The following is a 25,440-nucleotide window of genomic DNA, read 5'->3' on the forward strand; positions in this document are numbered from 1 at the left end:
GTCGCCGCCGCGCTGCCCGCGCTGCTGGCCGGGTGGTACGCCGCCCGCTACGGCGCCGCCCAGGCCCAGGTCGTCCGGGATCCCTCGGCCGGGAAGGTCCGCGCGGCCGTCGGCGCGGGGATCACCGGCCTGCCCGCCCTGCAGGGGGCGCTTACCGCACGTGGCGGCGCCGGTCTGCTCGGGCTGGCCGTCGCGGCGGCGGCGCCGCTGGGCCATCGGCTGGCCCGGAAGGTCTCCCCGACATGACCGTGCCCCGGCCCCGAGCCGCGCAGCCCGGAACCGCGCAGCCTCGACCCGAGCAGTCCGGCAACGGGACTGTCGAGCCGTCGAGCGCCGACGCGACGGCGCTGCGCCTCGGGTACGGCACGAACGGCTTCGCCAACCACCGGCTCGACGACGCGCTCGCCGTCCTCGCCGACCTCGGCTACGACGGCGTGGCGCTCACCCTGGACCACGACCACCTGGATCCGTTCGTACCCGGGCTCACCCGCCGGATCGCGGCGGTCGCCCGGCGGCTGGACGCGCTGGGTCTGGGGGTGGTGATCGAGACCGGCGCCCGCTATCTGCTCGACCCGTGGCACAAGCACGCACCGACGCTGCTGCACGACGACCCCACCCGGCGGATCGAGTTCCTGCGCCGGGCGGTGCGGATCGGCGCCGACCTGGGAGCCGAGGCGGTTTCGTTCTGGGCCGGTGTGCGGCCCGAGACGGTGTCACAGCAGTGCGCCTGGGACCGGCTGGTCGCCGGCTGCGCCAGCGTGGTCGACGCCGCCGACAGCGCGGGCGTCACCCTCGGCTTCGAGCCGGAGCCGGGCATGCTGGTCGAGAGCATCACCGACTGGCGTCGACTGCACGCGGCGCTCGACGCGCCGACCCGCTTCGGCATCACCCTCGACATCGGCCACTGCCGGTGCCTGGAGCCGTGGCCGGTGCCGCGGTGCGTCGCCGAGGTGGCCGACCACCTGGTCAACGTGCAGATCGACGACATGCGCCGGGGCGTGCACGAGCATCTGGAGTTCGGCACCGGTGAGATCGACTTCCCACCGGTGCTGGCGGCCCTGGCCGAGGCCGGCTACCGCGGGCTGGTCGCCGTCGAGTTGCCCCGCGACTCGCACGCCGCACCGGCGGTCGCCGCCCGGTCGATCGAGTTCCTGCGCGCCGCCGCCACCGCCGCGGCAAAGGCCGGCGCGCGGCGCGTCGAGGACGAGGTACCCGCCGACGCCCTTTGCTCTGCTTCAACGGAGGCGACAGCGGGCGTCCGATATCCGGACAGCGACCGTCGCGTGGAGTGAAGCAGAGCAAAGGGTGTGCCAGGGGTGCCCGTCAGCCACACAAGGGGACCAGCAGCACAAGGGGAGGAGACGGGATGACACCGGATTCACTACGGGCCGCGCTGCGGGGCGTACCCGATCCCGACTGGCTGGACGAGGCGCTGCGGCAGGTCGCGGCCGAGCCCACCGCGATCGCCCGGCTCTTTCCCGCCGTCGGTCGGCGGTGCGGTCGGGCCGCGTTGCCCGACGCCCCCGGCTGGACCGCCGACGACGCGGCCCGGGTGCTGCTGCTCACCGCCCTGCCCGGCGAGCACGCCTCGTACGCCGAGAGCCTCTACCAGCACGGTGACGCGGCCGAGCGGCGGGCCGTGCTGCGGGCCCTGCCGCTGCTGCCGATCGGCGCCGCCGGCGTGCCGCTGCTGCACGACGCGATTCGGACCAACGACACCCGGTTGGTCGCCGCCGCCCTCGGCCCGTACGCCCGGCACCTCGATGACGCCGCCTGGCGGCAGGCGGTGCTCAAGTGCGTGTTCAGCGGCGTGCCGTTGGCAGTGGTCGCCGACCTGGAGACCCGCGCCGACGGGGAGCTGGCCGCGATGCTGGCCGCGCTCACCGCCGAGCGGCACGCCGCCGGCCGGGAGATGCCCGCCGACGCCACCGACCTGCTCGACCGGCTCACCGCCGCACTGCCCCGGGAGGCGTGAATGCGCATCTTCGACCCCCACATCCACATGACCTCACGCACCACCGACGACTACGAACGGATGGCCGCCGCCGGGGTCCGCGCGGTGGTGGAACCGGCGTTCTGGCTGGGCCAGCCGCGCACCAGCGCCGCCTCGTTCGTCGACTACTTCGACTCGCTCATCGGCTGGGAGCCCTTTCGGGCCGGGCAGTTCGGGGTGCGGCACCACGCCACCATCGCGCTCAACCCCAAGGAGGCCAACGACCCGCGCTGCCGCCCGGTCCTCGACCTGCTGCCCCGCTACCTGGACAAGGACGCGGTCGTGGCGGTCGGCGAGATCGGGTACGACTCGATGACCCCGGAGGAGGACGAGGCGTTCGCCGCGCAGCTCGCCCTGGCCGTGGCGTACGACCTGCCGGCGCTGGTGCACACCCCGCACCGGGACAAGGCGCGCGGCTGCGAGCGCACCCTCGCCGTGGTCGCCGAATCCGGCATCGACGCCGGGCGCGTGGTCGTCGACCACCTCAACGAGGTGACCGTCAAGCTCGTGCGGGACAGCGGCTGCTGGCTGGGTTTCTCCATCTACCCGGACACGAAGATGACGCCGCAGCGGATGGTCGAGTTGCTGCGCGAGTACGGCACCGAACGGATGCTGGTCAACTCGGCAGCCGACTGGGGTCGCTCCGATCCGCTGTTGACCCGGGCAACCGGCGAGGCGATGCTGCTCGCCGGGTTCAGCGACGACGACGTCGACCGGGTGCTGTGGCGCAACCCCGTGGAGTTCTACGGCCAGTCGGGTCGGCTCGACCTGAGCGACCTCGACGTCACCGCCGTGGACCCGCAGACCGGCAACTCGATCCTGCGCGGCGGCAGCTGATGCGGCTGCGACATTCCGGCGGCGACACCGTCCATCTCGGCTACTGCACCAACGTGCACCCCGCCGAGGACCTCGCCGGGATCCTCGGTCAACTGGACACGTACGCCGTGCCGGTGCGGGAGGCGCTCGGCAGCGACCTGCTCGGCCTGGGCCTGTGGCTGGCCGCCCCGGTCGCGGCCGAGCTGGCCGCCGACGCGGCGCTGCGCCTGCGGCTGCGCGCCGAGCTGGACGCGCGCGGTCTGGAGGTGGTGACCCTCAACGGCTTCCCGTACGCGGCCTTCCAGGCCCCGGTGGTCAAGCAGGACGTGTACCACCCGGACTGGACCACCGAGCAGCGGCTGGCGTACACGCTGGATCTGGCCCGGGTGCTCGCCGACCTGCTGCCCGACGACGCGGCCCGGGGCTCGATCTCCACCCTGCCGCTGGCCTGGCGGCGGCCCTGGGACACCGGGCGGGCCGACGCCGCCCGCCGTCGGCTGGACCAGCTCGCCGCCGGTCTGGCCGCCGTGCAGCGCGACACCGGCCGCGAGGTGCGGGTCGCCTTCGAGCCGGAGCCCGGCTGTGTGGTGGAGAGCACCGGGCAGGCGGCCGCGCTGTTGGACGGCATCGACACCGACCGGCTGGGTGTCTGCGTCGACCTGGCCCACCTGGCGTGCGCCTGGGAGGAGCCGGCCGAAGCGTTGGAACGACTGCGGACGGCCGGACTGCCCGTGGTGAAGGTGCAGGTCTCCGCCGCCGTCGAGGCGGCCGACCCGGCCGGCGGCGCGGACGCGCTGCGCCGCTGGGTGGAGCCGCGCTTCCTGCACCAGACCCGGAGCGCCGGTTGCGCCGGTCTGGCCGACCCGGCCGACCCGGCGTACGCGGCCGACGACCTGGACGAGGCGCTGGACCGGGCGCTGCCCGGCCCGTGGCGGGTGCACTACCACGTGCCGCTGCACGCCCCGCCGGAGGAACCGCTCGGCTCGACCCTGCCCGTCCTGCGCGCCGCGCTGAGAGCGCTCTACAGCGGGCCGACCGCCGGGTGCGACCACCTCGACGTCGAGACGTACACCTGGGGGGTTCTACCGGCCGCGCGGCGGCCGGGCACCGACGCGGAGCTGGCCGCCGGCATCGCCGCCGAGCTGGCCTTCGCCCGAGACGAACTGGTCGGCCTCGGGCTGACCCCGGAACGCACAGTGAGCGCGGGAGAGACGCGATGAGCCGACGACTGGTGGTACTCGACGTGGTGGGGCTGACCCCCCGCCTGCTGGCGCACATGCCTCGGCTGCGCGGTGTCGCCGACGGCGGCTTCCGGGCCGAACTGGGCACCGTGCTGCCCGCGGTGACCTGCTCGGTGCAGTCCACCTTCCTCACCGGCGAACAGCCCAGCGGGCACGGGATCGTCGGCAACGGCTGGTACTTCCGGGAGCTGGGCGAGGTGTTCCTGTGGCGCCAGCACAACGCGCTGGTCGGCGGGGACAAGCTCTGGCAGGCGGCGCGGCGGGCCGAACCGGGCTACACGGTGGCCAACGTCTGCTGGTGGTACGCGATGGGCGCGGACGTCGACTGGACCGTCACGCCGCGACCGGTGTACTACGCCGACGGTCGCAAGGAGCCGGACTGCTACACCGACCCGCCGGAGCTGCACGACGCGCTCACCGGGCGGCTGGGCACCTTCCCGCTGTTCACCTACTGGGGGCCGACCGCCGGGCTGCCGTCGTCGAAGTGGATCTGCCAGGCGGCCGAGCAGATCCTGGCCGACGTGTCACCCGACCTGACCCTGGTCTACGTCCCCCACCTGGACTACGACCTGCAACGCTTCGGCCCCTCGTCGGCCCAGGCGGCCGCCGCCGCGGCCGAGCTGGACGCGGTGCTCGGCCCGCTGCTGGACGCCGCGCGGGCCCGCGACGCGACAGTTGTGGTGCTCTCGGAGTACGGCATCACCGACGTGTCCCGGCCGGTGGACGTCAACCGGCTGCTGCGTGCCGAAGGGCTGCTGCGGGTGCACACCCAGGCCGGCATGGAGTACCTCGACCCGTGGACGTCGAAGGCGTTCGCGGTCGCCGACCACCAGGTCGCGCACGTCTACGTCAAGGACCCGGCCGACGTGCCGGCGGTGGCGAAGCTCTGCGCCGGGCTGCCCGGGGTGGCCGAGGTGCTGGACGCCGACGGCAAGGCCGCGTACGGGCTGGACCACCCGCGCGCCGGTGAGCTGGTGCTGGTGGCCGAGCCGGACTCCTGGTTCACCTACTACTACTGGCTCGACGACGCCCGCGCGCCGGACTTCGCCCGGCTGGTCGAGATCCACCGCAAGCCGGGGTACGACCCCGCCGAGCTGTTCTTCGACCCGGCCAACCCCGGCGCCGCGAAGGCTCGGGCCGGGGTGGCGCTGGCCCGCAAGAAGCTCGGCATGCGTTACCTGATGAGCGCCGTCGGCCTGGACGCCGGCGCCCGGGCGGTGCGCGGCTCGCACGGGCGGCTGCCCAGCGACCCGGCCGACGCCCCGGTGCTGCTCTGTTCCGACAGGTCCGCTGCCCGGGACCGGGTGGCGGCCACCGAGGTGAAGGCGCTGCTGCTGGAGTTGGCCGGGTTGGCCAACGGTGACGGTGGCCGGTCCGGGGTGGGATCGTGACGGCCACCGTCGCTCCGGCGGACGCGAGCAGGCTGCGGGCGCGCTTCGACGCGGAGCTGGCCGCCTTCCTCGAACGGCAGGGCCCCGACTGGCCCGACGGAGCGCCGCGCGGGGTGTTCACCGCGCTGCAACGGTTCGTGCTGGCCGGCGGGAAGCGGCTGCGTCCGCTGTTCTGCTACTGGGGCTGGCGCGCTGCCGGGGCCGCCGACGGCCGCCCGATCGTGGTGGCCGCGGCGGCGCTGGAGCTGTTCCACGCGTTCGCGTTGATCCACGACGACATCCTGGACGGCAGCGACCGCCGCCGGGGCGAACCGTCGGTGCACCGCCTCTTCGCCGACCTGCACGCCCGCTCGTCGTGGCGTGGCGACCCCGAGGCGTACGGGCGCAACACCGCCCTGCTCTGCGGGGACCTCTGTGCGGCCTGGTCGGATCAGATGTTCCACGAGTGCGGGCTGCCGACCGAGCAGGTGCACCGGGGCTACGCCGTGTTCGCGCTGATGCGTACCGAGGTGATCGCGGGGGAGTACCTCGACCTGGTCTCCGGGGTGGGTGACGGTTCGGTGGCCAGCGCGCTCACCGTGATCCGGATGAAGGCGGCCCGGTATACGGTCACCCGGCCGTTGCAGATCGGCGCGGCGCTGGCCGGGGCGGGGCCGGAGCTGATCGCGGCTCTCGGCGAGTTCGGTGATCCGTTGGGCGACGCGTTCCAGCTCCGCGACGACGTGTTGGGCGTCTTCGGTGATCCGGCGGTCACCGGCAAGTCGGTCCTGGACGACCTGCGCGAGGGCAAGCCCACGGTGATGATGGCGCTGGCCCGCAGCGCCGCCGACCGGTCGCAGACCGTCCGGCTGCGCGAGCTGTTCGGCAATCCGAAGTTGGACGCGGACGGCGCGGTCGAGCTGCGCGAGATCATCGAGGCCACCGGCGCACGGGACCGGATCGAGCAGATGATCAGGATTCGCAAGGAAGCCGCGACGGGAGCGCTGGCGGCGGTCCCGCTCCCGGATTCGGTACGGGCGGCGTTGGTGGGGTTGGCCAGTCAGGTGACCGGTCGGCAGTCCTGACGTGTCGGCGTCGCGTGCCGCCCCTCGGTGCGTGCGGCACGCGACGCCCCGGACCCTTCCGTACGGCCCCGACCCGGCAACTTTCGATCAAATCGACGAAAGTTGATGCTGGATCGTCGGAAGGTATGGACACATCGACATGCGCGACTTAGTGTCGGGGCCAACACGACATTGTTTCGTCGAGGTGAACCGGCGGCGCGGTAACCCATCGACCCCCACCACCGCTACGGCATCCGGCGCGACGGCGCGCGCCCGGCCTGGCCTCACTCGTCAGGAAGGGACAGCACAGATGTCCAACAAGGACGCACCCCCTCGTCGATCCCGACGATGGCTCTCCGCCGGATCGGCCCTGCTCCTCGTGGCCGCGGCCGGCACGGTCACCCTGGCGGCCAGCTCGACACCGGCCCAGGCGCACACGATCAACGCCACCGACTTCCAGCAGGTCGAACTCGCCCGGGGCGTGTCCGACATGGGTGAGCCGATGTCGCTGGCCGTGCTGCCGGACCGCTCGGTCCTGCACACCGCCCGCAACGGCACGCTGCGCCGCACCGACGCGAACGGCACCACGTCGGTGATCGGCACCCTGTCGGTCTACAACCACGACGAGGAGGGATTGCAGGGCGTCGGTGTCGACCCGAACTTCGCCAGCAACCGGCAGATCTTCCTCTACTACGCGCCGCCGCTGTCCACCCCCACCGGGGACGCGCCAGCGACCGGCACCGACTTCTCGGCCTGGCAGGGAGTGAACCGCCTCTCCCGGTTCACCCTCAACAGCGACTTCACCGTCAACCAGGCCAGCAAGGTCGACGTCCTCGACGTACCGGCCGACCGCGGACTGTGCTGCCACGTCGGCGGGGACATCGACTTCGACGCCGCCGGCAACCTCTACCTGTCCACCGGCGACGACACCAACCCCTTCGAGTCGGCCGGCTACTCGCCCCTGGACGAGCGGACCAACCGCAACCCGGCGTACGACGCGCAGCGCAGCGCCGGCAACACCAACGACCTGCGGGGCAAGATCCTGCGGATCAAGGTGAACGCCAACGGCACGTACTCCATCCCGTCGGGCAACCTGTTCGCCCCCGGCACGGCCAAGACCCGGCCGGAGATCTACGCCATGGGTTTCCGCAACCCGTTCCGGATCAGCGTGGACAAGGGCACCGGCGTCGTCTACGTCGGTGACTACGGGCCGGACGCCGGCAGCACCAGCTCCACCCGCGGGCCGTCCGGCCAGGTCGAGTTCAACCGGGTCGCCGCGCCGGGCAACTACGGCTGGCCGTACTGCACCGGCACCAACACCACCACCGAGACGTACAACGAGTGGGACTTCGCCACCAACGCCAGCGGGGCGAAGTACAACTGCACCGGCGGGCCGACCAACAACTCGTTCCGCAACACCGGCCTGACCACCCTGCCGCCGGCCCAGCCGGCCTGGATCCGGTACGCCGGCGACGCCGGCACCCCCACCGAGTTCGGCGGCGGCTCCGAGTCGCCGATGGGCGGCCCGGTCTACCGGTACAACGCCTCGTCGACCTCCACCACCAAGTTCCCGCAGTCGTTCGACGGCCAGTTCTTCGCCACCGAGTTCGGCCGGGGCTGGATCAAGCCCATCCACGTCAACTCCGACGGCTCCCGGGGCACCATCGACACCTTCCCGTGGGTCGGCAAGCAGGTGATGGACTCGGCCTTCGGCCCGGACGGCGCCTACTACGTGCTCGACTACGGCACCGGCTACTTCAACGGCGACGCCAACTCGGCGCTCTACCGCTTCGACTACGTCGCCGGCGGCAACCGGGCGCCCAACGCCGCCGCGAGCGCCAACAAGACCTCCGGCGCGGCCCCACTGGCCGTGACGTTCTCCTCGGCCGGCTCGTCCGACCCCGAGGGTGGGGCGCTGACCTACTCGTGGAACTTCGGCGACGGCACCACCTCCACGGCGGCGAACCCGACGAAGACGTACAGCACCAACGGCACCTACACGGCGACGCTGACCGTACGGGACCCGCAGGGTGCCACCGGCAGCGCCAGCGTGCAGATCAACGTCGGCAACACCGCGCCCACGGTGACCATCAACAACCCGGGCAACGGGCAGTTGTTCAGCTTCGGTGACACCGTGCCGTACAGCATCACGGTGACCGACCCGGAGGACGGCACGATCGACTGCACGAAGGTCAAGATGACCTACGTGCTCGGGCACGACCAGCACGGGCACCAGATCACCTCGAAGACCGGCTGCTCCGGCTCGATCACCATCCCGGTCGACGGTGAGCACGACGACGCGGCGAACATCTTCGCCATCTTCGACGCCGAGTACACCGACGCCGGTGGGCTGACCACGCACACCCAGCACACGCTGCCGCCGCGTCACCGTCAGGCCGAGTTCTTCGGCAGCTCGTCCGGGATCAACGTGTTCAGCAAGACCCCGGCCGAGGGCGGCAAGACCGTCGGCGACATCAACAACGGCGACTGGATCGCGTTCCAGCCGTACCGGCTGGGCAACGTCACCTCGTTCACCGCCCGGGTCTCGTCGGCGGGCTCCGGCGGCACCCTCCAGGTGCGGGCCGGCTCGGCCACCGGCACGGTGCTCGGCTCCGCCACGGTCCCGGTGACCGGCGGCTGGGAAACCTTCACCACCGTCACGGGAGCCATCACCAACCCGCCGACCGGCACCACCACGCTCTACCTGACGTTCGCGGGTACGGGCACCGGCGCGCTCTACGACCTGGACGCGTTCACCTTCACCACCGGCTCGGCCCCCACCGGCGGGACCGGTCCGATCAAGGGTCTGGGCGGCAAGTGCCTGGACGTGCGCAACGCCGCCACCGCCGACGGTACGCAGATCCAGATCTACACCTGTAACGCCAGCGCGGCCCAGACCTGGGCGGTCACGCCGAACTCCACAATCAAGTCGTTGGGCAAGTGCCTCGACGTCGCCGGTGCCGGCACCGCCGACGGCACCAAGATCCAGCTCTACACCTGCAACGGCACCGGGGCGCAGAACTGGTCCGCGCAGGCCGACGGCACGCTCCGCAACGTGGCGTCCGGCAAGTGCCTGGACGTCTCCGGCAACAGCTCGGCGGACAGCACCGTGGTGCACCTCTGGACCTGCACCGCCGCCGCGAACCAAAAGTGGACCCTGCCCTGAGCTGAGCGAAGGGGCCCCCGTCGCGCGGGGGCCCCTTCCCACCGTCGATAGGAGAGCGACATGCGCAGACTCCTGCGAACCGTCCTCGGCGCCACCACCGCCGTCCTCGCCGTCATCGCCTGCACCACCCCCGCCACCCCGGCCAGCGCCGCCGACGCCCCGTACGACGTGCTGGTCTTCTCCAAGACCGCCGGCTTCCGGCACGACGCGATCCCGGTCGGCATCCAGACCATCCGTGACCTGGGCGCCGCGAACAACTTCACCGTCACCGCCACCGAGGACGCCGCCGCGTTCACCACGAGCAACCTCGCCCAGTACGAGGCGGTCGTCTTCCTCAACACCACAGGCGACGTGCTCAACGCCAGCCAGCAGACCGCCTTCGAGTCGTACATCGCCTCCGGTCGCGGGTACGTGGGTGTGCACGCCGCCGCCGACACCGAGTACGACTGGCCGTTCTACGGCAACCTGGTCGGCGCGTGGTTCGCCTCGCATCCGGCCATCCAGCAGGCCAACATGAAGGTGGAGGACCGGGGCCACGCCGCCACCGGTCACCTGCCGCAGACCTGGACCCGCACCGACGAGTGGTACAACTACCGCACCAACGCCCGGTCCACCGCGCACGTGCTGGCCACCCTGGACGAGTCGTCGTACTCCGGCGGCGGCATGGGCGCCGACCACCCGCTGAGCTGGTGCAAGAGCTACAACGGTGGCCGCTCCTTCTACACCGGCGCGGGGCACACCCAGGCGTCGTACGCGGAGCCGAACTTCCGGAACCACCTGCTCGGCGGCATCCGGTACGCCTCCGGTCGGAGCAAGGCCGACTGCCGGCCCGAGACCGGCTACACCCCGCTCTACAACGGCTCCACCACCGGCTGGTCGCAGGCCGGGCCGGGCAACTTCACCAACTCCGACGCCACCCTCACCTCGGTGGGTGGCATGGGCCTGTACTGGTACAGCGCGAAGCAGTTCACCAACTACTCGCTGAAGCTGGACTGGAAGCTCGCCGGCGACGACAACTCGGGCGTGTTCATCGGCTTCCCGCCGTCGAGCGACCCGTGGTCGGCGGTGGACAACGGCTACGAGATCCAGATCGACGCCACCGACGCGGCGGACCGTACCACCGGCTCGGTCTACACCTTCAAGTCCGCGGACCTCGCGGCCCGCGACGCGGCGCTCAACGCGCCGGGGGAGTGGAACACCTACGAGCTGCTGGTCGAGGGCGAGCGGCTCCAGATCTTCCTCAACGGGGTGAAGATCAACGACTTCACCAACACCAATCCGGTACGGTCGCTGGCCGGCCACATCGGCATCCAGAATCACGGCACCGGCGACGACGCCTCGTTCCGCAACATCCGGATCAAGGAACTGGGCACCACGCCTCCGCCGAGCGGGAACACCACAGTCCAGGCCGAGGCGTTCAGCTCCGCCAACGGCGTCTCCGCGTTCACCAAGGCGGGCGCCAACGGTGGCCAGACCGTCGGCTACATCGACCCGGGTGACTGGGCGGCGTACAACGGCGTGGACCTGACCGGCGTCACCTCGTTCACCGCCCGGGTCGTCTCCGGCGGCGCGGGCGGCACCATCGCAGTCCGCACCGGCTCGGCTACCGGTCCGGTGCTCGGCACGGTCACGGTGCCCAACACCGGCAGCTGGACGACGTTCGCCAACGTCACCGCGGCGTTGTCCAACGTCCCGTCCGGCACCCAGAACCTCTACCTCACGTTCGGCGGCAGCGGCACCGGGCTCTTCGACGTGGACGACTTCACCCTGGTCAAGGGGACCGGCGGCAGCACCGGGGTCGGCCCGGTCAAGGGCCTGGGCGGCAAGTGCCTGGACGTGCGCAGCGGCGCCACGGCCGACGGCACCCAGATCCAGATCTACACCTGCAACGGCAGTACGGCGCAGACCTGGACCGTGACGCCGAACTCGACGATCAAGGCGCTCGGCAAGTGTCTCGACGTGTCCGGCGGCGGCACCGCCGACGGCACCAAGATCCAGCTCTGGACCTGCAACGGCACCGGCGCGCAGAACTGGGCGGCCCAGTCCGACGGCAGCCTGCGCAACACGGCCTCGGGCAAGTGCCTGGACGTCTCCGGCAACAACTCGGCCGACAGCACCGTCGTGCACCTCTGGACCTGCAACGGCGCGGCCAACCAGAAGTGGACCCTGCCCTGACCGACTGAGCACGCAGGGGTCGCCGGTCACGGCCGACGGCCCCTGCGAGCCATCCGCCACCGGCGTTGGTGTCGATCGCAGCCGCACCGGACGCGCTTCGCCTCACCGGGCGCGTCCCCACCCCGACAGGGCCGGCCCCGCTCGGTGGGGCCGGCCCTGTCGCGCGGGATGGATTCGCGGCGGGGTCGGCATCGCCGTTGGGCGCGTTGCCTGGACGCCGCGGGCTCGCTCTCAGGAGCCTGCCGTACCTTGACCAGCATGGGGCGTTTCGCGCGATGGCGCCGGATGGCGCGGACCCAGGGGCACCGCCTGCGCGCAGCGCTGCACCGGGCCGAGGAGCCCGACCCGTTGACCGGGCCGGCTCCCAGCCTGAACCGTCTCGACGCGCTGGCGGAGGGCTTCGCCGCGGGCCAGCCCGTGCGCTGGAGCCTCGGCGGGGCACCCCGGCCGCTGCCCGGCGCGGTCGACGTGGCGGCGTACCGGATCATCGAGGAGTCGCTGGCCGACGTGCGCCGACACGCCCCCGGCGCGGCGGTCGCGGTCCGGCTGCGCTACGACGCCGAGGGCATCACCATCGAGGTACGCGACGACGGCGCCGGTGCCGCAATGCCGGCCGGGGAGACCCGGGGCGTCGGGCGGGGGCTGGCCGCGGTGCGCGGGCGCACCGAGCGGGCCGGCGGCACCTTCTCGGCCGGGCCGAATCCCGGCGGCGGGTTCACCGTCCGGGCGGTCCTGCCCGCGCCCGAAGAAGCGGCCGAGTGACGCTGCGGGGCTTTCGCGATGACCCCGGCGGAAATAGGGTGGGGGCGGCGACCGTGACGGTGGCCGGTGGCCCGGTGGGAGGCGCAACCCGTCGGGCTCAGGTGCGCTCGGCACCCACCGGTGTTCCGCCTCGGTGCCACGCACCGGTCTGACCGGTCACCCTCGCCCCGGTCCGCACAACGGAATCCCCATCACATCAGGGGAGAAGGACAATGGCGCGACCCATCACGCTCTTCACCGGCCAGTGGGCCGACCTTCCGTTCGAGGAGGTCTGCCGGCTCGCCTCCGAGTGGGGCTACGACGGTCTGGAGATCGCCTGCTGGGGCGACCACTTCGAGGTCGACAAGGCGCTCGCCGACGACTCGTACGTCGACCGCAAGCGGGAGACGCTGGCGAAGCACAACCTTCAGGTCTTCACGATCTCCAACCACCTCGTCGGTCAGGCGGTCTGCGACCATCCGATCGACGAGCGGCACCAGGACATCCTGCCCGCCCGGATCTGGGGCGACGGGGAGCCCGAGGGGGTCCGCCAGCGGGCCGCCGAGGAGATCAAGGACACCGCGCGGGCCGCGGCGAAGCTCGGGGTGAAGACCGTCGTCGGGTTCACCGGGTCGTCGATCTGGCACACCCTGGCGATGTTCCCGCCGGTGCCGCCGTCGATGATCGAGCGCGGCTACCAGGACTTCGCGGATCGGTGGAACCCGATCCTCGACGTGTTCGACGAGGTCGGGGTGCGGTTCGCGCACGAGGTGCACCCCAGCGAGATCGCGTACGACTACTGGACGACCAAGCGGACGCTGGAGGCGATCGGCAACCGGCCCGCGTTCGGGCTGAACTGGGACCCGTCGCACTTCGTCTGGCAGGAGCTGGACCCGGTGAACTTCATCTTCGACTTCGCCGACCGGATCTACCACGTCGACTGCAAGGACGCGAAGGTGCGGACCGGTGACGGCCGGCGCGGCCGGCTCGCCTCGCACCTGCCCTGGGCCGACCTGCGCCGCGGCTGGGACTTCGTCTCCACCGGGCACGGCGACGTGCCCTGGGAGGACTGCTTCCGGGCGTTGAACGCGATCGGCTACACCGGCCCGATCTCCGTCGAGTGGGAGGACGCTGGGATGGACCGCCTGGTCGGCGCCCCGGAGGCGCTGCAGTTCGTCCGCCGGCTCGCCTTCGACGCCCCGAGCGCCGCCTTCGACGCGGCGTTCAGCAGCAAGGACTGACCACGGCTCGGACAGACCACGGGCCGGTCGCCTCTCGGCGACCGGCCCGTCGACGTGCGATGGGTCTGCGTGCGATGGATCAGAGCGTGCTGGCGTTGGTGCCCGAGCCGGACGGCTTGGTGCGGGGGTTGGTGGCCGACGGCGACCCGGAGGTCGTGCCGACCGAGCTGCTGCCCGCCTTGGCGCCCACGGTGGCGGGCGTGCCGGCGAACGCGTCGTCGGCGGCGGTCAGCTCCTGCTTGCCGGTGCTCCCGTTGCCGGTGCCCAGCTTCTCGCCCAGCTTGGTCTGGCCGAGCTTGTCCTTGCCCTCGCTGTAGAGCTTGTTGGCCTGGGCCTGCGCGACCCCGGCCGCCTCCTGGACGGTCGGGTGGTCGAGCACCTTGCGGCCCCGGACCACGAGCTCTTCGTACTTCTCCCGGCCGGCACGGGCGCCCAGGACGAATCCCGCAGCCAGCCCGCCAAGAAACATGATCTTTCCGCGCATGGCGGCTCCTTCCGTACCTGACGCGCCGTCGCGCCGGCGGGTTGCCCCGTCGGGCGCGACAAATTCGCGCCTGCGTCCTCTGTCCGCAGCTAACTACCCATCCTGCTCCCCGCTCAAGCCTGCTTGTGCCGGGATGGCGATTTGCCCCGATTGCGATCCGGCCGTGGCGCTGACCTGCAAATCTGGATCAAGGGCGGATGCCTGTGGAACCCACTGGACCACCACCGGGGAATGTCCTGTACTCTTGTCCCGTCGCACGGCACCGGCGAGATCCGGTTCCAGGCGGTGCACGATCCCCTGTAGCTCAATTGGCAGAGCAGCCGGCTGTTAACCGGCAGGTTATTGGTTCGAGTCCAATCGGGGGAGCTTCTCCACCAACGCCCGTCGGCAACACGCCGACGGGCGTTTCTGCTGTCCCCCCTCCGCGCCCCCGCCCCCTGCCTTCGCGATCTTGCACTTACTGTCCCGGCATAAGGGGCGCTCTGCGCATATCCACGACCGAAACTGCAAGATCGGCGCGGGTTCTGAGGCCGCGACTGTGCTGGCGGGGTGGGGCCGGCGTTCGTGGCAGCAACTTCGGGGATGTTGCTGTCTCCCGCGTGCCTGAGGCAGCAACATCCCCAAGGTTGTGACGATCTTGGGGTGGCGGCGGGGTGTGGGCGGAATGGGGGGGTTTGGGTCGCTTGTGGGTCGCGTGCCCGGCAGGATGGTCGATGTCGACCTAGACTCCAGCTGCGTCGATTGATGCGTCGATTCTTGGGGTGAGCGCAATGTCGGGACGAGGCGGCTTCGGCCGGGCCACGCTGGTCGCGGTGGCGGTCGTGCTGGCCTGGCTGGTGATCGGCGGTGTGGCCGGCCCGTACGCCGGACGTCTCAGCGAGGTCGCCACCAACGACAACGCCGCCTTCCTGCCCACCGACGCCGAGGCGACCCGTGCCCAGGACCTCGCCGGTGGGTTCGTCGACCGGGAGACCGTGCCGGCGCTTGTCGTCTACGAGCGGTCGGCGGGGATCACCGACGCGGACCGGCAGCGGGTGAGCGCCGACGCCGCCCGCTTCGCCCAGGTGCCGGGCGTGGTCAACCCGCTGCCCCCGCCGATTCCCAGCCAGGATGGCCAGGCACTCCAGGTCGTCGTGCCGGTGGACGACGCCGAGGGCGAGGAGATCGGCTCGGTCGTCGAACAGTTGCGCGACATCGCCGGCGGCGACCGGGACGGGCTCACCGTGGACGTCGCCGGCCCGGCCGGTCTGCTCGCCGACCTGATCGAGGTCTTCTCCGCCATCGACGGGCCACTGCTGCTGGTCACGCTCGTGGTGGTGCTGATCATCCTGCTGATCGTCTACCGCAGCCCCGTCTTGTGGATCTTTCCGTTGCTGGCCGCCGGAATGTCGTACGCGCTGGCCTCGGTCTTCGTCTACCTGCTCGCGGACGCGGACATCGTCAAGCTCAACGGCCAGGCGCAGGGCATCCTCACCGTGCTGGTCTTCGGCGCCGGCACCGATTACGCGCTGCTGCTGATCGCCCGCTACCGCGAGGAGCTGCACCGCCACGACCGCCCGTGGGACGCGATGCGTGCCGCGTGGAGGGGTGCCGCTCCGGCCATCATCGCGTCCGGCGGCACGGTCATCGTCAGTCTGCTCTGCCTGCTGCTGTCCAGCCTCAACTCGAACCGGGCGCTCGGCCCGGTCGCCGCCATCGGCATCGCCGCCACCCTGCTGGTGATGCTCACCTTCCTGCCGGCGCTGCTGGTGCTCGGCGGCCGGTGGGCGTTCTGGCCCCGACGGCCCCACGTCGACCAGGCCGACCTGCGGGCCGAGCACGGCATCTGGAGTCGCATCGCCGGTTTCGTGGCCCGGCACGCCCGACCGATCTGGCTGAGCACCGCGGTCGTCCTGGCTCTCCTCACGCTCGGCCTGACGCAGCTCGGCGCCACGACCCTCGGCCAGTCCGACCTGTTCACGCAGCGCACCGACTCGGTGGACGGTCAGGATGTCATCGCCCGGCACTACCCGGCCGGCACCGGCAGCCCGGCAACCATCTTCGCCACCGAGCAGAGCGCGCGGCAGGTGGCGCAGGTGGCCCAGGGCGTACGCGGCGTAGCGGACGTCCGTCCACTCTCCAACGGCCCGCAGACCGGCCCACCCGAGCAGAATGCCCCGCCGAAGGTCGTCGACGGGCGGGTGCAGCTGGAGGCGACGCTCGCCGACCCGCCCGACAGCGACGGGGCCGAGCGGACCATCCGCGACCTGCGGGTGGCCGTACACCAGGTGCCCGGCGCGGACGCCGTCGTCGGCGGCTTCACCGCCATCAACGTGGACACCTCCGACGCCGCGAAACGCGACCAGAACGTCATCATCCCGGTGGTGCTGGTGGTCATCGCGGTGATCCTGGCCCTGCTGCTGCGGGCCCTCCTCGCTCCCGTGCTGCTCATCGGCACGGTGCTGCTCAGCTTCGCGGCGACCCTCGGTCTCTGCGCGCTGCTGTTCCGCCACGTCTTCGACTTCCCCGGCGTGGACTCGTCGTTTCCGCTGTTCGCGTTCGTCTTCCTGGTCGCCCTCGGGATCGACTACAACATCTTCCTGATGAGCCGGGTCCGCGAGGAGTCGGTCAAGCGGGGCACCCGCGCCGGTGTGCTCGCCGGGCTCGCCGTCACCGGCGGGGTGATCACTTCCGCCGGCATCGTGCTCGCCGCGACCTTCTCCGCCCTTGCCGTCCCGCCGGCTGCACCGCGCCGGCGTGCCCTGGCGGCTGCTGGAGGCCGGCGGCCGGCTGGGCGGCCGGGTCGCCACCGACGTCGTAGACGGCTACCTGATCGACCGGGGTTTCCAGGTGCTCAACACGGCCTACCCGCGGCTCGGCACGCTGCTGGAGGCCGACCGGCTCAACCTCGGCTACTTCACGTCCGGGGTGCTGGTGCGCCGGGGCGACGACCTGCTGCGGCTGGTCAACCCGTTGCGGGAGCCGGCCGGCGGGCCGCGTACCGCGCTGGCCGGCGTGGGCTCGCTGCTCGACCGGCTGCGCTTCGCCGCGCTCGCCACCGGCTGCGCCACGCTGCCGGTGTCCCGGCTGCTCACCGCGCCGGAGACCAGCGCCGAGACGGCGTTGCGCCGCGCCGGTCTCTCCGACGCGATCATCGAGGAGCTGCTGCGGCCGTTCCTGTCCGGCGTGTTCATCGACCGGGAGCTGGCCACGTCCAGCCACGTGCTCGCGCTGGTGCTGCGCTCGTTCGCCCGTGGTCGGATCGGCCTGCCCGCCGAGGGGATGGCCGCGCTGCCCCGGGCCATCGCCGACCCACTGCCCACCGACCTGCTCGACCTGGACACCCCTGTCGCGCGGGTCGCGCCCGGCCTGGTCCGCACCCAGGCCGGCGACATCCGCTGCCGGGCCGTCGTGGTCGCCGTCGACCCGCCCGCCGCGCCCGCGCTGCTGCCGGCTCTGGCGACGGTACGCATGCACAGCTACACCACGTACTACCACAGCGCGCCCGAGCCGCCGCTCGCCGAGCCGATCCTGCTCGTCGACGGCGACCGGCGGGAGATCGTCGCGAACACCGTGGTGCTCAGCAACGCCGTCCGTACCTACGCGCCCGCCGGACGGCACCTCGTGGCCACGTCGGTGGTGGGTCCCACGGCCCCGCCCGAGTCGACCATCCGGGCCGAGTTGACCCGGCTGTACGGTCGATCCACCACCGACTGGACCCACCTCACCACAGTGGTCGTTCCGGACGCGCTGCCCGCCGCGCCGCCGCCGCAGGGTCGGCTGCGCAAGCCCGTCTCGATGGGGGAGGGGCTGTTCGTGGCCGGTGACCACCGCGACAGTCCATCGACCCAGGGCGCTCTCGCCAGCGGCTGGCGTGCCGCCGGGGCGGTGCTCAAGGAGTTGCGCGCCGGCTGAGCCCGCCTCGAACGAGGGCACCGCAGCCGTAGTTGATCACCTATGATCGCCGCCATGCCCGCCCCCCTCCCGGCACCCACCTTCGATGCCGCTGCCGCGTACCCCGAGGTCAACGACCTGCGCAAGGCGCTCGACGCCGCCGACTGGCCCGCCGTCCGGGCCGTGTTCGCCGACCGGGACCCCGCCTTTCACACCCTGCTCGTCAGGGAGGCCGGCGACCACGCCGCGTCCGCGGCGTTCCTGCACCGCGTGTACGACGACGACACCACCGACCGGCTGGCGGGCACCCTGCACGGCACTCACCTCATCTGCGACGGCTGGCGGATCCGCAGCTCCTACCGGGCCCAACACGTCAGCCGTTCGCAGTTCGAGCAGTTCCACGAACACCTGCGTCGCGCCGAGCAGGTGCTCATCGACGTCACCGCCCGGTACCCCGACGACGCGGCCGCCTGGACGCAGCGGATCACCATCGCCCGGGGTCTGCAACTGGGCCAGAACGAGGCACGTCGCCGCTACGACCGGCTCGCCCAGCAGCACCCCCACCACGCCCCCGCACAGGCGGCCCTGCTCCAGCAGCTCTGCCCGAAGTGGAGCGGCGACTGGGACCGGGCCTTCGCGTTCGCCCGCGAGTGCGCGCAGGCCGCGCCCGCCGGGGCGCCCAACGCCGTGTTGGTCGCCGAGGCGCACCTGGAACGCTGGCTGGACTTCGACACCGACCGGGAGCGCACCGCGTACGTGCGCAGCGCGCCCGTCGTGGACGAGGTGATGCAGGCCGGGCAGCGATCCGTGCTGCACCCGGACTTCGTCGACCGGCCGGGTTGGGTCTGGGTCCGCTCGACGTTCGCGCTGATGTTCAGCCTCACCGAGCAGTGGCCCGCCGCCGCCAGCCAGTTCACCGCCCTGGGCAACCTGGGCACCGAATACCCCTGGGCCTACGTCGACGACGCCGAGGGCTTCACGAAGTACCGCGCCAAGGCGTACGCGAAGGGTGGCCAGTCATGATCCAGCACCTGGACGTGGACGGGGTGCCCACGCTGCTCGCCCCCACCGGTGGGCCGATGCGCGCCGGGCTGACCTTCCGGGTCGGCACCGCCGACGAGACGCTCAGCCGCGCCGGCATCACCCACCTCATCGAGCACCTCGCGCTCGCACCGCTCGGCCTGGCCGACTACCACGTCAACGGCGTGACCGCCCCGGCGTTCACCATGTTCCACACCCAGGGCTCCGAGGCGGACATCGCGGCGTTCCTGACCGCCGTCTGCGGGCACCTGGCCGACCTGCCGGTGGCGCGGCTGGACGTCGAGAAGGACATCCTGCGCACCGAGTGGAGCAGCCGGGGCGCCGCCGCGATCGACGACATCCCACTGTGGCGACACGGCGCGCGGGACTTCGGGCTCAGCAGCTACCCGGAGTGGGGCCTGGGCGCGCTCACCGCCGACCACCTGCGCGAGTGGGCGGCCCGCTCGTTCACCCGGGAGAACGCGGTGCTCTGGATCGCCGGCGAACGGGTGCCCGCCGGGCTGCGCCTCGCGCTGCCCAGTGGGGTCCGGCAGCCGGTGCCGGCGGTCTCGTCGGCGCTGCCGCAGACCCCGGCGTACTTCGTCAGCGGCGCCCGCGCCGTGGTGCTCGACTCGGTGGTGCGGCGCAGCACCGCCGCGACCGTCTTCTCCGGCGTGCTGGAGCGGGAGCTGTACCGGTCGCTGCGCCAGGAGTCGGGGCTCTCCTACACCACCACCACGGGGTACGAACCGCGCGGTGACGGGTACGCCACGCTGCGGGCGCTCGCCGACGCGCTGGCGGAGAAGCAGGACGCCGTGCTGGGCGGCTTCGTCGACGTGCTGGCCAAGCTGCGGGTCGGGCGGATCGAGCAGGCCGACCTGGACGCCACAGTCGCCAAGCGGCAGGACGTGCTCGGCACCGCCGAGGTCGACGCCGCGCGCCTGCCGGGGTACGCCCTCAACGTGTTGACCGGCGAGCCGAACCTCAGCATCGACGAGCACCGGGCCGAGCTGAAGGCCGTCAGCCTCGCCGACCTGCACCAGGTGGCCGGCGAGGTGACGTCGTCCGCGCTGCTCATGGTGCCGGGCGGGCTCCGCGCCGACTGGGCCGGCTTCGTCGCGGCCCCCACCCACTCCAGCGACACCGTCGACGGCACCACGTACGCGGCGAAGCAGGGCGCTGGCGCGCTCCGCATCGGCGTGGACGGGGTGACCTACCTGGGCACCGACGGGCCGCTGACCGTCAGGTACGTCGACTGCTCCGCGATGCTCGCCTGGCCCGACGGCGCGCGGCAACTGATCGGCGCGGACGCCATCGTGCTGCACGTCGAGCCGACGATGTTCAACCTGCACCCGGCGGCGCTTCCGGTCATCGACGCCCAGGTGCCGGCCGACCGGCACATCGCCATGCCGGCCCGCTCACCGGACGCCATCCCGCAGCCGTCGGCGGCCGAACAGCCGGCCGCGACGCCCGCCGACCGCCCCTGGTGGGAGATCGCGGCGATCGTGGTCAGCGGCGTGGCCGTCCTGGTGGTGGGCGCGGTGAGCCTGCTGCTGACGTACGTCATGGTCGCCGCTGGCACCGAGCCGGGCGAGGAATGGTTCTGGGGCGTCATCGTGGCGGCCTGGCTGCTCACTGTTATCCTCGCGTTGCCCATCGTGCTGCTGTGGCGACGGCGGCGGGGATGAGGCGGGGCCACACCGGTGCTGGCCCGTGATCCACCGAGCGGGATAAGATCCGCGCGGTGTCGGGGCGGTAGCTCAGCCGGTTAGAGCAGGGGACTCATAATCCCTCGGTCGCGGGTTCGAGTCCCGCCCGCCCCACCAGCCGTCTCGCCTGGTCAGCCGCGCTGCCGACGATCAGCGCGGCGATCGGCTCAGCACCGCCCGCCCGACCCGAGGCATCCGCACGCCTGCCGTGACGGTCGAGGGAGCCGGCCAAATCTCCGCGCGCAAGATGATCAGCACGAGACCATGGGCGGGTGGAGCAAACATCGGCGCCGGCGCAGGCTGGGAGCATCCTGCGCAGCGAGGAGGACGCCCGGCAGGCCAGCTTCCTGGAGTTGTTCTTCGACCTGGTGCTGGTCTTCGCTCTGATCGGGGTCGTCAGCCGGCTGGTGCCGGAGCTTCTCGCCGACGAGGTGGACTGGCGCTCGCTGGTGTTCACCGGCGTTCTGGCCCTACCGCTGCTCTACCTGTGGGCGACCACCGCCTACATCACCAGCCGGTTCGACTGCAGTAACCGTTGGATTCAGCTGCTGGTCCTGGTCAGCGCGTTCGGCTTGCTCCTCATGGCGACAGCCCTGCCGCGCGCGTCCCACGCACGGGGCGCCACCTTCGCCGTCGTGTACGTGTTGCTGCACGTCGGGCGCCCCTTGCTGCTTCGGCCCCTGTTGCGGGGGTACGAGGAGATACAGGCGCTCTACACCCGCATGGCCATCTGGTTTCGGTGTCTCCGGAGTGATCTGGCTCGCCGGCGCGGTGACGCACGGAAACGCCCGGGGCGTTCTGTGGTTGATCGCCATCACGGTTGACCTGGTTGTGTCGCGGCGGAACTGGCCGGTGCCCGGCATGCGCCGACCATCCATCAGCCCATGGGGAATGGCCAACAGCAGACATCTCCCCGAGCGCCACGAGCAACTGTTGCTGATCGCGCTCGGGGAGACGGTGGTGTCAATTGGCCTCACCTACGCCCACCACCCCGCCACGCTCCCCGCGACCACGGCGCTGACGATCACGTTCCTGTCAGCCGTGCTGATGTGGAAGATCTACTACTATCGGGCCGGCCAGCTGCTGGCCGACGCCGTCGCGATGTCGTCGAACCGGGCGGCCGCCGGCCGCGTGGCCGGCGCGGCCCATCTGCTCCTGGTGCTCGGCATCATCGCCGCCGCAGCCGGCTCGGAAGTCGTGCTGGCGCGTCCCGACGGGCGATCCCACCCGGCCTGGCTCGCGGTCATCCTCGGCGGGCCGGCGCTCTTCCTGATCGGCCGCATCCGGCTGGAGCAGGTCGTCTTCAACCGGATCGCCACCCGCCGGCTCGTCGGCATCGCCGCCCTGGTCCTGCTGGCACCGCCACTGTCCTTCGCGCCGCCACTGTTCGCCGCCATCGCCGCTGCCGTCGTCCTGCTCGGGGTCGCCCTCGCCGACGCACGACGTCGCGTGGGCCGCCCACCGGAGCCCCCCTCCCCGTCGATGTAGCAGGGACAGTCCGAACACAGTAGGCGTGCTGCTCTGTGTGTCGGGCGTGGGGTCACCGCATGGGCCTCCGCTGCCGCTGAACAGTCACACCGGCAGTCGCCAACCCGACAGACCGTCGTGCCGTTGAACCGGTTGCGGCCAGCATGAGCGGTCGTCGTCCGAAACGTGGGGAGCACACCGTGACCGACCAGCAGCAGCCGTACCCGCAGCAGCCCGCCCAGCCGTACGCTCAGGGCGGCCCTGTCTACCCGGCATCGCAGCAGTGGCCCGGTCAGCCTTACGCCGGCCCCGGACCTGATGCACCGCCGCCACCTCCGGTGAAGTCGTCGCGGACGCCGCTGATCGTTGCCGCCGCCGCGTTCCTTGTCGTGCTCGTGCTGTCCCTCGGCGGGTACGCCGTGTACGACCGGTTCATCCGTGAAGACCCGGGAATCGCGGCTTGCAAGGCGATGGCGGAGGACAAGCAGATCGACGGCAGCCCGAAGGATTCCGACGCGGGCGACGACAAGCTGACGGAGGCCGAGTATCGGGAGGCGCGGAAGATCTTCGAGGACTCCCGGTACGACAAGATCCGCGAGCACGGGACGGCGTTGATGGACCTGCTGTGGCAGGTGCAGCAGCTGCCCGAGGACAACGGTGGGGCGTTGGCGTTTGTGGGGCCGATGGGCACTCACGTGTCGGGGTTGCAGACGGCGTGCGCGGATGAGGGCTACATCGTCAAGATGGACGGCTGAGCCGGCGCAGCGTGCCGACGATGACGGGTTGGGTGGCCCGGGTGGTATTCGTGGGCGGCGGCGCCCGTTCCAGGCGGTCCACCTTGCCCACGTCGTCGTCGAACAGGTTCGCGTACACGTCCAGGGCCATCGCGGCCGAGGTGTGCGGGGACGGGGCCGGCCCCGTCACTGCCCGGCCGGGGCCTCTTCGCCTTCGAGCAGTCGGGCCAGGCCGGTCAGGCCGGGGCCGATCCTCTTGATCTGGTCGTTGAAGAGCAGATGGATCGTGCCGTCGGCGTCCATCGCCAGGCTGGCGTGCCCGTCGTGCTCCTCGCCGACCGGGTAGAGCTGACCGGCCGTGGATCCGGAGAGGCTGTCGAACCAGCCCTTCTGGCCGAGGCACAGCAGCGGGTCGAGGCGTACTCCGATGCGGGCGGAGTCCCGACCGGGACCGCTCACCGGCACGACCAGACCACCGAACTCGGTCAGGAAGGCACGAGCGGGAGCGTGCATGGCAAAGCCCTCCGGGGCGAGCCCCGACTCCCATTCGCCGACATCCACCCGTCGGCGCGGCGTCCAACCTGCCATCCTGAGTGTCTGGGCCGCACGGTCCGGCAGTGCGCGGTCGTCTCCCCGCATCACAGCACCTCCCTCAGGTCGAACTCGTTGCGCAACGCCTTACAACTGTTGCAGCACGGGTTGTGCGCCGTGGCCGGGGTTGCCCGGTGCGCGGATCCGCGCGGCGCCGATCGCTCCACCGCGCGGGTCGACGCCACGGTCCAGCAGCTTCGACAACGACTGCGGTAGCGCACAGTTTCCGTGCCACGGCGCACGAAGATTCTTTGCCGTGTCGACAGGGGACGGCGGCGACTCAGGTGGTCCGCGAGACGGTCGGCTGTGCCCTCGGGTGGTGCACCAGGCCGCCGATTCTGGCGACGATGCCGTCCGGGGTCCGTGTCGCCGTGGCGAGGACGGCTGACGGACGACCGAGCGTGTCACCCTGGTGAACGGCGATGCCGCTGTCGCGGGACGTGTCGAGCAGGTGGGCGGCGAGGCAGCCGACGCTGTTGGCGTTGACGATGTCCTCGTCCACGCCTATCGCGGGGGCGAACATGCGGGCGGTGGCTGGTTCCGCGGTCGGCGCGAGCACGTAGGCGAAGCAGCCGAGATAGCCGAGCCGGCGACACTCGGCTGCCAGCCGGGCGACGTCGGGCCGCAGCGCTGACAGCGTCCGGCGTTCCCGGACCCGGACGAGGAGCCGGGGCGTGCCCGGTGAGGCGACCCGCAGGTCGTCGGCGACGATGTCGCCAGGCGTCAGACGGAGGGCCGCGATGACGGCGCTGTCGGCCGGTTCGGCGCGGTCCGACAGCGCGATGACGCCCTGCTCGAACCAGACTTCGATGCCGTCGCGGCGGCGGGTGGCGGTCACGGCGACGGTTCGGCCGCCGGTGCTCTGGTGGCCGTGGTGCTCGGTGGCGCTGGCGCGGTGCAGCAGGACGGCCTGCGCGGCGATGGTGCCGTGGCCGCAGTTGCGGAGTTCTTCCTCGCCCGTGAAGAACCGTACGCGGGGCGGGCCCACGCCGCTGCTGTCGACGAACGCGGTGTGGGACGCGCCGACCGTCGATGCGACAGCGCGCCGTTCCTCGTCGGTGCGGCTGGCATCGTCGAGCACGACCGCGGTGGGGCTGCCGCCGCGCCCGTCGCGGGTGCAGGCGTCCACCACGATCACCCGTGGGCCGGGCATCAGGCCACGACGTCGGTGAAGCGAGGGGCACCCGGCTCAAGGTCGACCCGGGCGGCGCGGGCGGCGAAGCAGATCGCGTGGTACCAGCCGCAGAGCAGCAGCAGGTCGAGCACCTGCGGCTCGTCCAGCACCTCGCGGGCGGACTGCCACAGGCTGTCGTCGATGTCCGACGAGTCGTGCAGGGCGTCCACCACCTGGATGAGCGCCCGTTCGCGTCCGGTGGTCCAGCACGCGTCGTCCGGCACGCCGTCGGTGAGCGAGGCGATCTCGGGGCGGGTGAGCCCGGCGCGGTGGGCGAAGACCATCAGGTGGACGCCCCACTCGTACTCGCAGCGGCAGCGCGCGCAGGTGCGAAGGATGACGATCTCCCGCTCGCGAAGCGTCAGGGACAGGTGCCGACCGAGTTCGTATCGGCCCCACTGACTCATCGCGACGGTCATCGGCAGGTTCTTGGCGTACGTGCGGAACAGGGCGATCGGTGGCATGCCGGTCGGCATCATGGTGGCGAGCTGGGCTGCCACGTCGGCCGTGAACGGCGCGTCGAGCGGAGCGATGCGAGCCATGGTCACCTCCCGCGACTACGGGTTCCACCGCACCATAGC

At 71.8% G+C, this 25,440-nt stretch carries 21 protein-coding genes, 2 tRNA genes and 2 pseudogenes; 20 read left to right on the top strand and 5 right to left on the bottom strand.

What is annotated here, in order from left to right:
• The 11 genes and pseudogenes from B0E54_RS16225 to B0E54_RS16275 all read left to right on the top strand — a co-directional run.
• Positions 1–246, top strand: a pseudogene (locus B0E54_RS16225) (4-hydroxybenzoate polyprenyltransferase); the annotation flags it as partial.
• The gene (locus B0E54_RS16230) at positions 243–1,292 is read left to right on the top strand and encodes a sugar phosphate isomerase/epimerase (RefSeq protein ID WP_234584378.1); all 1,050 of its coding nucleotides are present in this window, start codon (positions 243–245) and stop codon (positions 1,290–1,292) included. The pseudogene B0E54_RS16225 and the gene B0E54_RS16230, both read left to right, overlap by 4 nt.
• Before the next feature lie 74 nt (positions 1,293–1,366).
• Entirely contained in the window at positions 1,367–1,975 is a 609-nt protein-coding gene (locus B0E54_RS16235) for an EboA domain-containing protein (RefSeq protein WP_234584379.1), read from the top strand.
• The gene (locus tag B0E54_RS16240; RefSeq protein ID WP_234584380.1) at positions 1,976–2,830 is read left to right on the top strand and encodes a TatD family hydrolase; all 855 of its coding nucleotides are present in this window, start codon (positions 1,976–1,978) and stop codon (positions 2,828–2,830) included.
• A complete protein-coding gene (eboE, locus tag B0E54_RS16245) occupies positions 2,830–4,029 on the top strand; it encodes a metabolite traffic protein EboE (RefSeq protein WP_234584381.1) in 1,200 nt (399 codons plus the stop codon). Before B0E54_RS16240 ends, eboE begins: the two co-directional genes overlap by 1 nt.
• A complete protein-coding gene (locus B0E54_RS16250) occupies positions 4,026–5,441 on the top strand; it encodes an alkaline phosphatase family protein (protein ID WP_234584382.1) in 1,416 nt (471 codons plus the stop codon). The genes eboE and B0E54_RS16250 overlap by 4 nt, the downstream gene beginning before the upstream one ends.
• Positions 5,438–6,505, top strand: coding sequence for a polyprenyl synthetase family protein (locus tag B0E54_RS16255; protein ID WP_234584383.1), 1,068 nt, complete (start codon positions 5,438–5,440; stop codon positions 6,503–6,505). The genes B0E54_RS16250 and B0E54_RS16255 overlap by 4 nt, the downstream gene beginning before the upstream one ends.
• Before the next feature lie 289 nt (positions 6,506–6,794).
• A complete protein-coding gene (locus B0E54_RS16260; protein ID WP_234584384.1) occupies positions 6,795–9,650 on the top strand; it encodes a PQQ-dependent sugar dehydrogenase in 2,856 nt (951 codons plus the stop codon).
• A 60-nt stretch (positions 9,651–9,710) separates the two neighbouring features.
• Complete coding sequence (locus B0E54_RS16265) at positions 9,711–11,825, top strand: lectin (RefSeq protein ID WP_234584385.1); 2,115 nt, start codon at positions 9,711–9,713, stop codon at positions 11,823–11,825.
• 258 nt (positions 11,826–12,083) lie between these two features.
• Positions 12,084–12,587, top strand: a complete 504-nt coding sequence (locus B0E54_RS16270; protein WP_234584386.1) for a sensor histidine kinase — start codon at positions 12,084–12,086, stop codon at positions 12,585–12,587.
• A gap of 212 nt (positions 12,588–12,799) precedes the next feature.
• Positions 12,800–13,807 (top strand): sugar phosphate isomerase/epimerase, encoded by a 1,008-nt coding sequence (locus B0E54_RS16275; protein ID WP_234584387.1) that lies wholly within the window; start codon positions 12,800–12,802, stop codon positions 13,805–13,807.
• A gap of 79 nt (positions 13,808–13,886) precedes the next feature.
• On the opposite strand, the gene B0E54_RS16280 is transcribed toward B0E54_RS16275, so the two are convergent.
• Entirely contained in the window at positions 13,887–14,291 is a 405-nt protein-coding gene (locus B0E54_RS16280) for a hypothetical protein (protein WP_234584388.1), read from the bottom strand.
• Between the two features lie 293 nt (positions 14,292–14,584).
• Here B0E54_RS16280 and B0E54_RS16285 point away from each other — a divergent pair.
• The 9 genes and pseudogenes from B0E54_RS16285 (at position 14,585) to B0E54_RS16320 (ending at position 23,115) form a co-directional block, all read left to right on the top strand.
• Positions 14,585–14,657: transfer RNA gene (locus B0E54_RS16285), tRNA-Asn, on the top strand.
• 404 nt (positions 14,658–15,061) lie between these two features.
• Positions 15,062–17,011: pseudogene (locus B0E54_RS16290) on the top strand (MMPL family transporter); the annotation flags it as partial.
• Positions 16,998–18,185, top strand: coding sequence for an NAD(P)/FAD-dependent oxidoreductase (locus B0E54_RS16295; RefSeq protein WP_234584389.1), 1,188 nt, complete (start codon positions 16,998–17,000; stop codon positions 18,183–18,185). The pseudogene B0E54_RS16290 and the gene B0E54_RS16295, both read left to right, overlap by 14 nt.
• 54 nt (positions 18,186–18,239) lie before the next feature.
• The gene (locus B0E54_RS16300) at positions 18,240–19,187 is read left to right on the top strand and encodes a hypothetical protein (protein WP_234584390.1); all 948 of its coding nucleotides are present in this window, start codon (positions 18,240–18,242) and stop codon (positions 19,185–19,187) included.
• On the top strand, positions 19,184–20,872 hold the full coding sequence (locus tag B0E54_RS16305; RefSeq protein ID WP_234584391.1) for an insulinase family protein: 1,689 nt from the start codon (positions 19,184–19,186) through the stop codon (positions 20,870–20,872). The genes B0E54_RS16300 and B0E54_RS16305 overlap by 4 nt, the downstream gene beginning before the upstream one ends.
• Positions 20,873–20,933: 61 nt before the next feature.
• Positions 20,934–21,010, top strand: a tRNA-Ile gene (locus tag B0E54_RS16310).
• A 155-nt stretch (positions 21,011–21,165) separates the two neighbouring features.
• On the top strand, positions 21,166–21,717 hold the full coding sequence (locus B0E54_RS32470) for a low temperature requirement protein A (RefSeq protein ID WP_308195367.1): 552 nt from the start codon (positions 21,166–21,168) through the stop codon (positions 21,715–21,717).
• The gene (locus B0E54_RS32475) at positions 21,644–22,381 is read left to right on the top strand and encodes a low temperature requirement protein A (protein ID WP_308195368.1); all 738 of its coding nucleotides are present in this window, start codon (positions 21,644–21,646) and stop codon (positions 22,379–22,381) included. Before B0E54_RS32470 ends, B0E54_RS32475 begins: the two co-directional genes overlap by 74 nt.
• 179 nt (positions 22,382–22,560) lie before the next feature.
• Positions 22,561–23,115: a hypothetical protein gene (locus B0E54_RS16320; RefSeq protein WP_234584392.1), complete on the top strand. Its 555-nt coding sequence runs from the start codon at positions 22,561–22,563 to the stop codon at positions 23,113–23,115.
• Here B0E54_RS16320 and B0E54_RS16325 read toward each other — a convergent pair.
• From B0E54_RS16325 to B0E54_RS16340, 4 genes are all read right to left on the bottom strand, one after another.
• The gene (locus B0E54_RS16325) at positions 23,099–23,284 is read right to left on the bottom strand and encodes a hypothetical protein (RefSeq protein ID WP_234584393.1); all 186 of its coding nucleotides are present in this window, start codon (positions 23,282–23,284) and stop codon (positions 23,099–23,101) included. The two genes, B0E54_RS16320 and B0E54_RS16325, sit on opposite strands and share 17 nt — an antisense overlap.
• A complete protein-coding gene (locus tag B0E54_RS16330; RefSeq protein WP_255787109.1) occupies positions 23,281–23,733 on the bottom strand; it encodes an SUKH-3 domain-containing protein in 453 nt (150 codons plus the stop codon). The genes B0E54_RS16325 and B0E54_RS16330 overlap by 4 nt, the downstream gene beginning before the upstream one ends.
• Before the next feature lie 232 nt (positions 23,734–23,965).
• Positions 23,966–24,838, bottom strand: a complete 873-nt coding sequence (locus B0E54_RS16335; protein WP_234584395.1) for a PhzF family phenazine biosynthesis protein — start codon at positions 24,836–24,838, stop codon at positions 23,966–23,968.
• A complete protein-coding gene (locus B0E54_RS16340; RefSeq protein WP_234584396.1) occupies positions 24,838–25,401 on the bottom strand; it encodes a carboxymuconolactone decarboxylase family protein in 564 nt (187 codons plus the stop codon). The genes B0E54_RS16335 and B0E54_RS16340 overlap by 1 nt, the downstream gene beginning before the upstream one ends.
• Between the last annotated feature and the right edge of the window lie 39 nt (positions 25,402–25,440).

Origin of the sequence: Micromonospora sp. MH99 (assembly GCF_021442385.1) — a bacterium.
In the GTDB taxonomy this organism is placed as follows: Bacteria; Actinomycetota; Actinomycetes; order Mycobacteriales; family Micromonosporaceae; genus Micromonospora.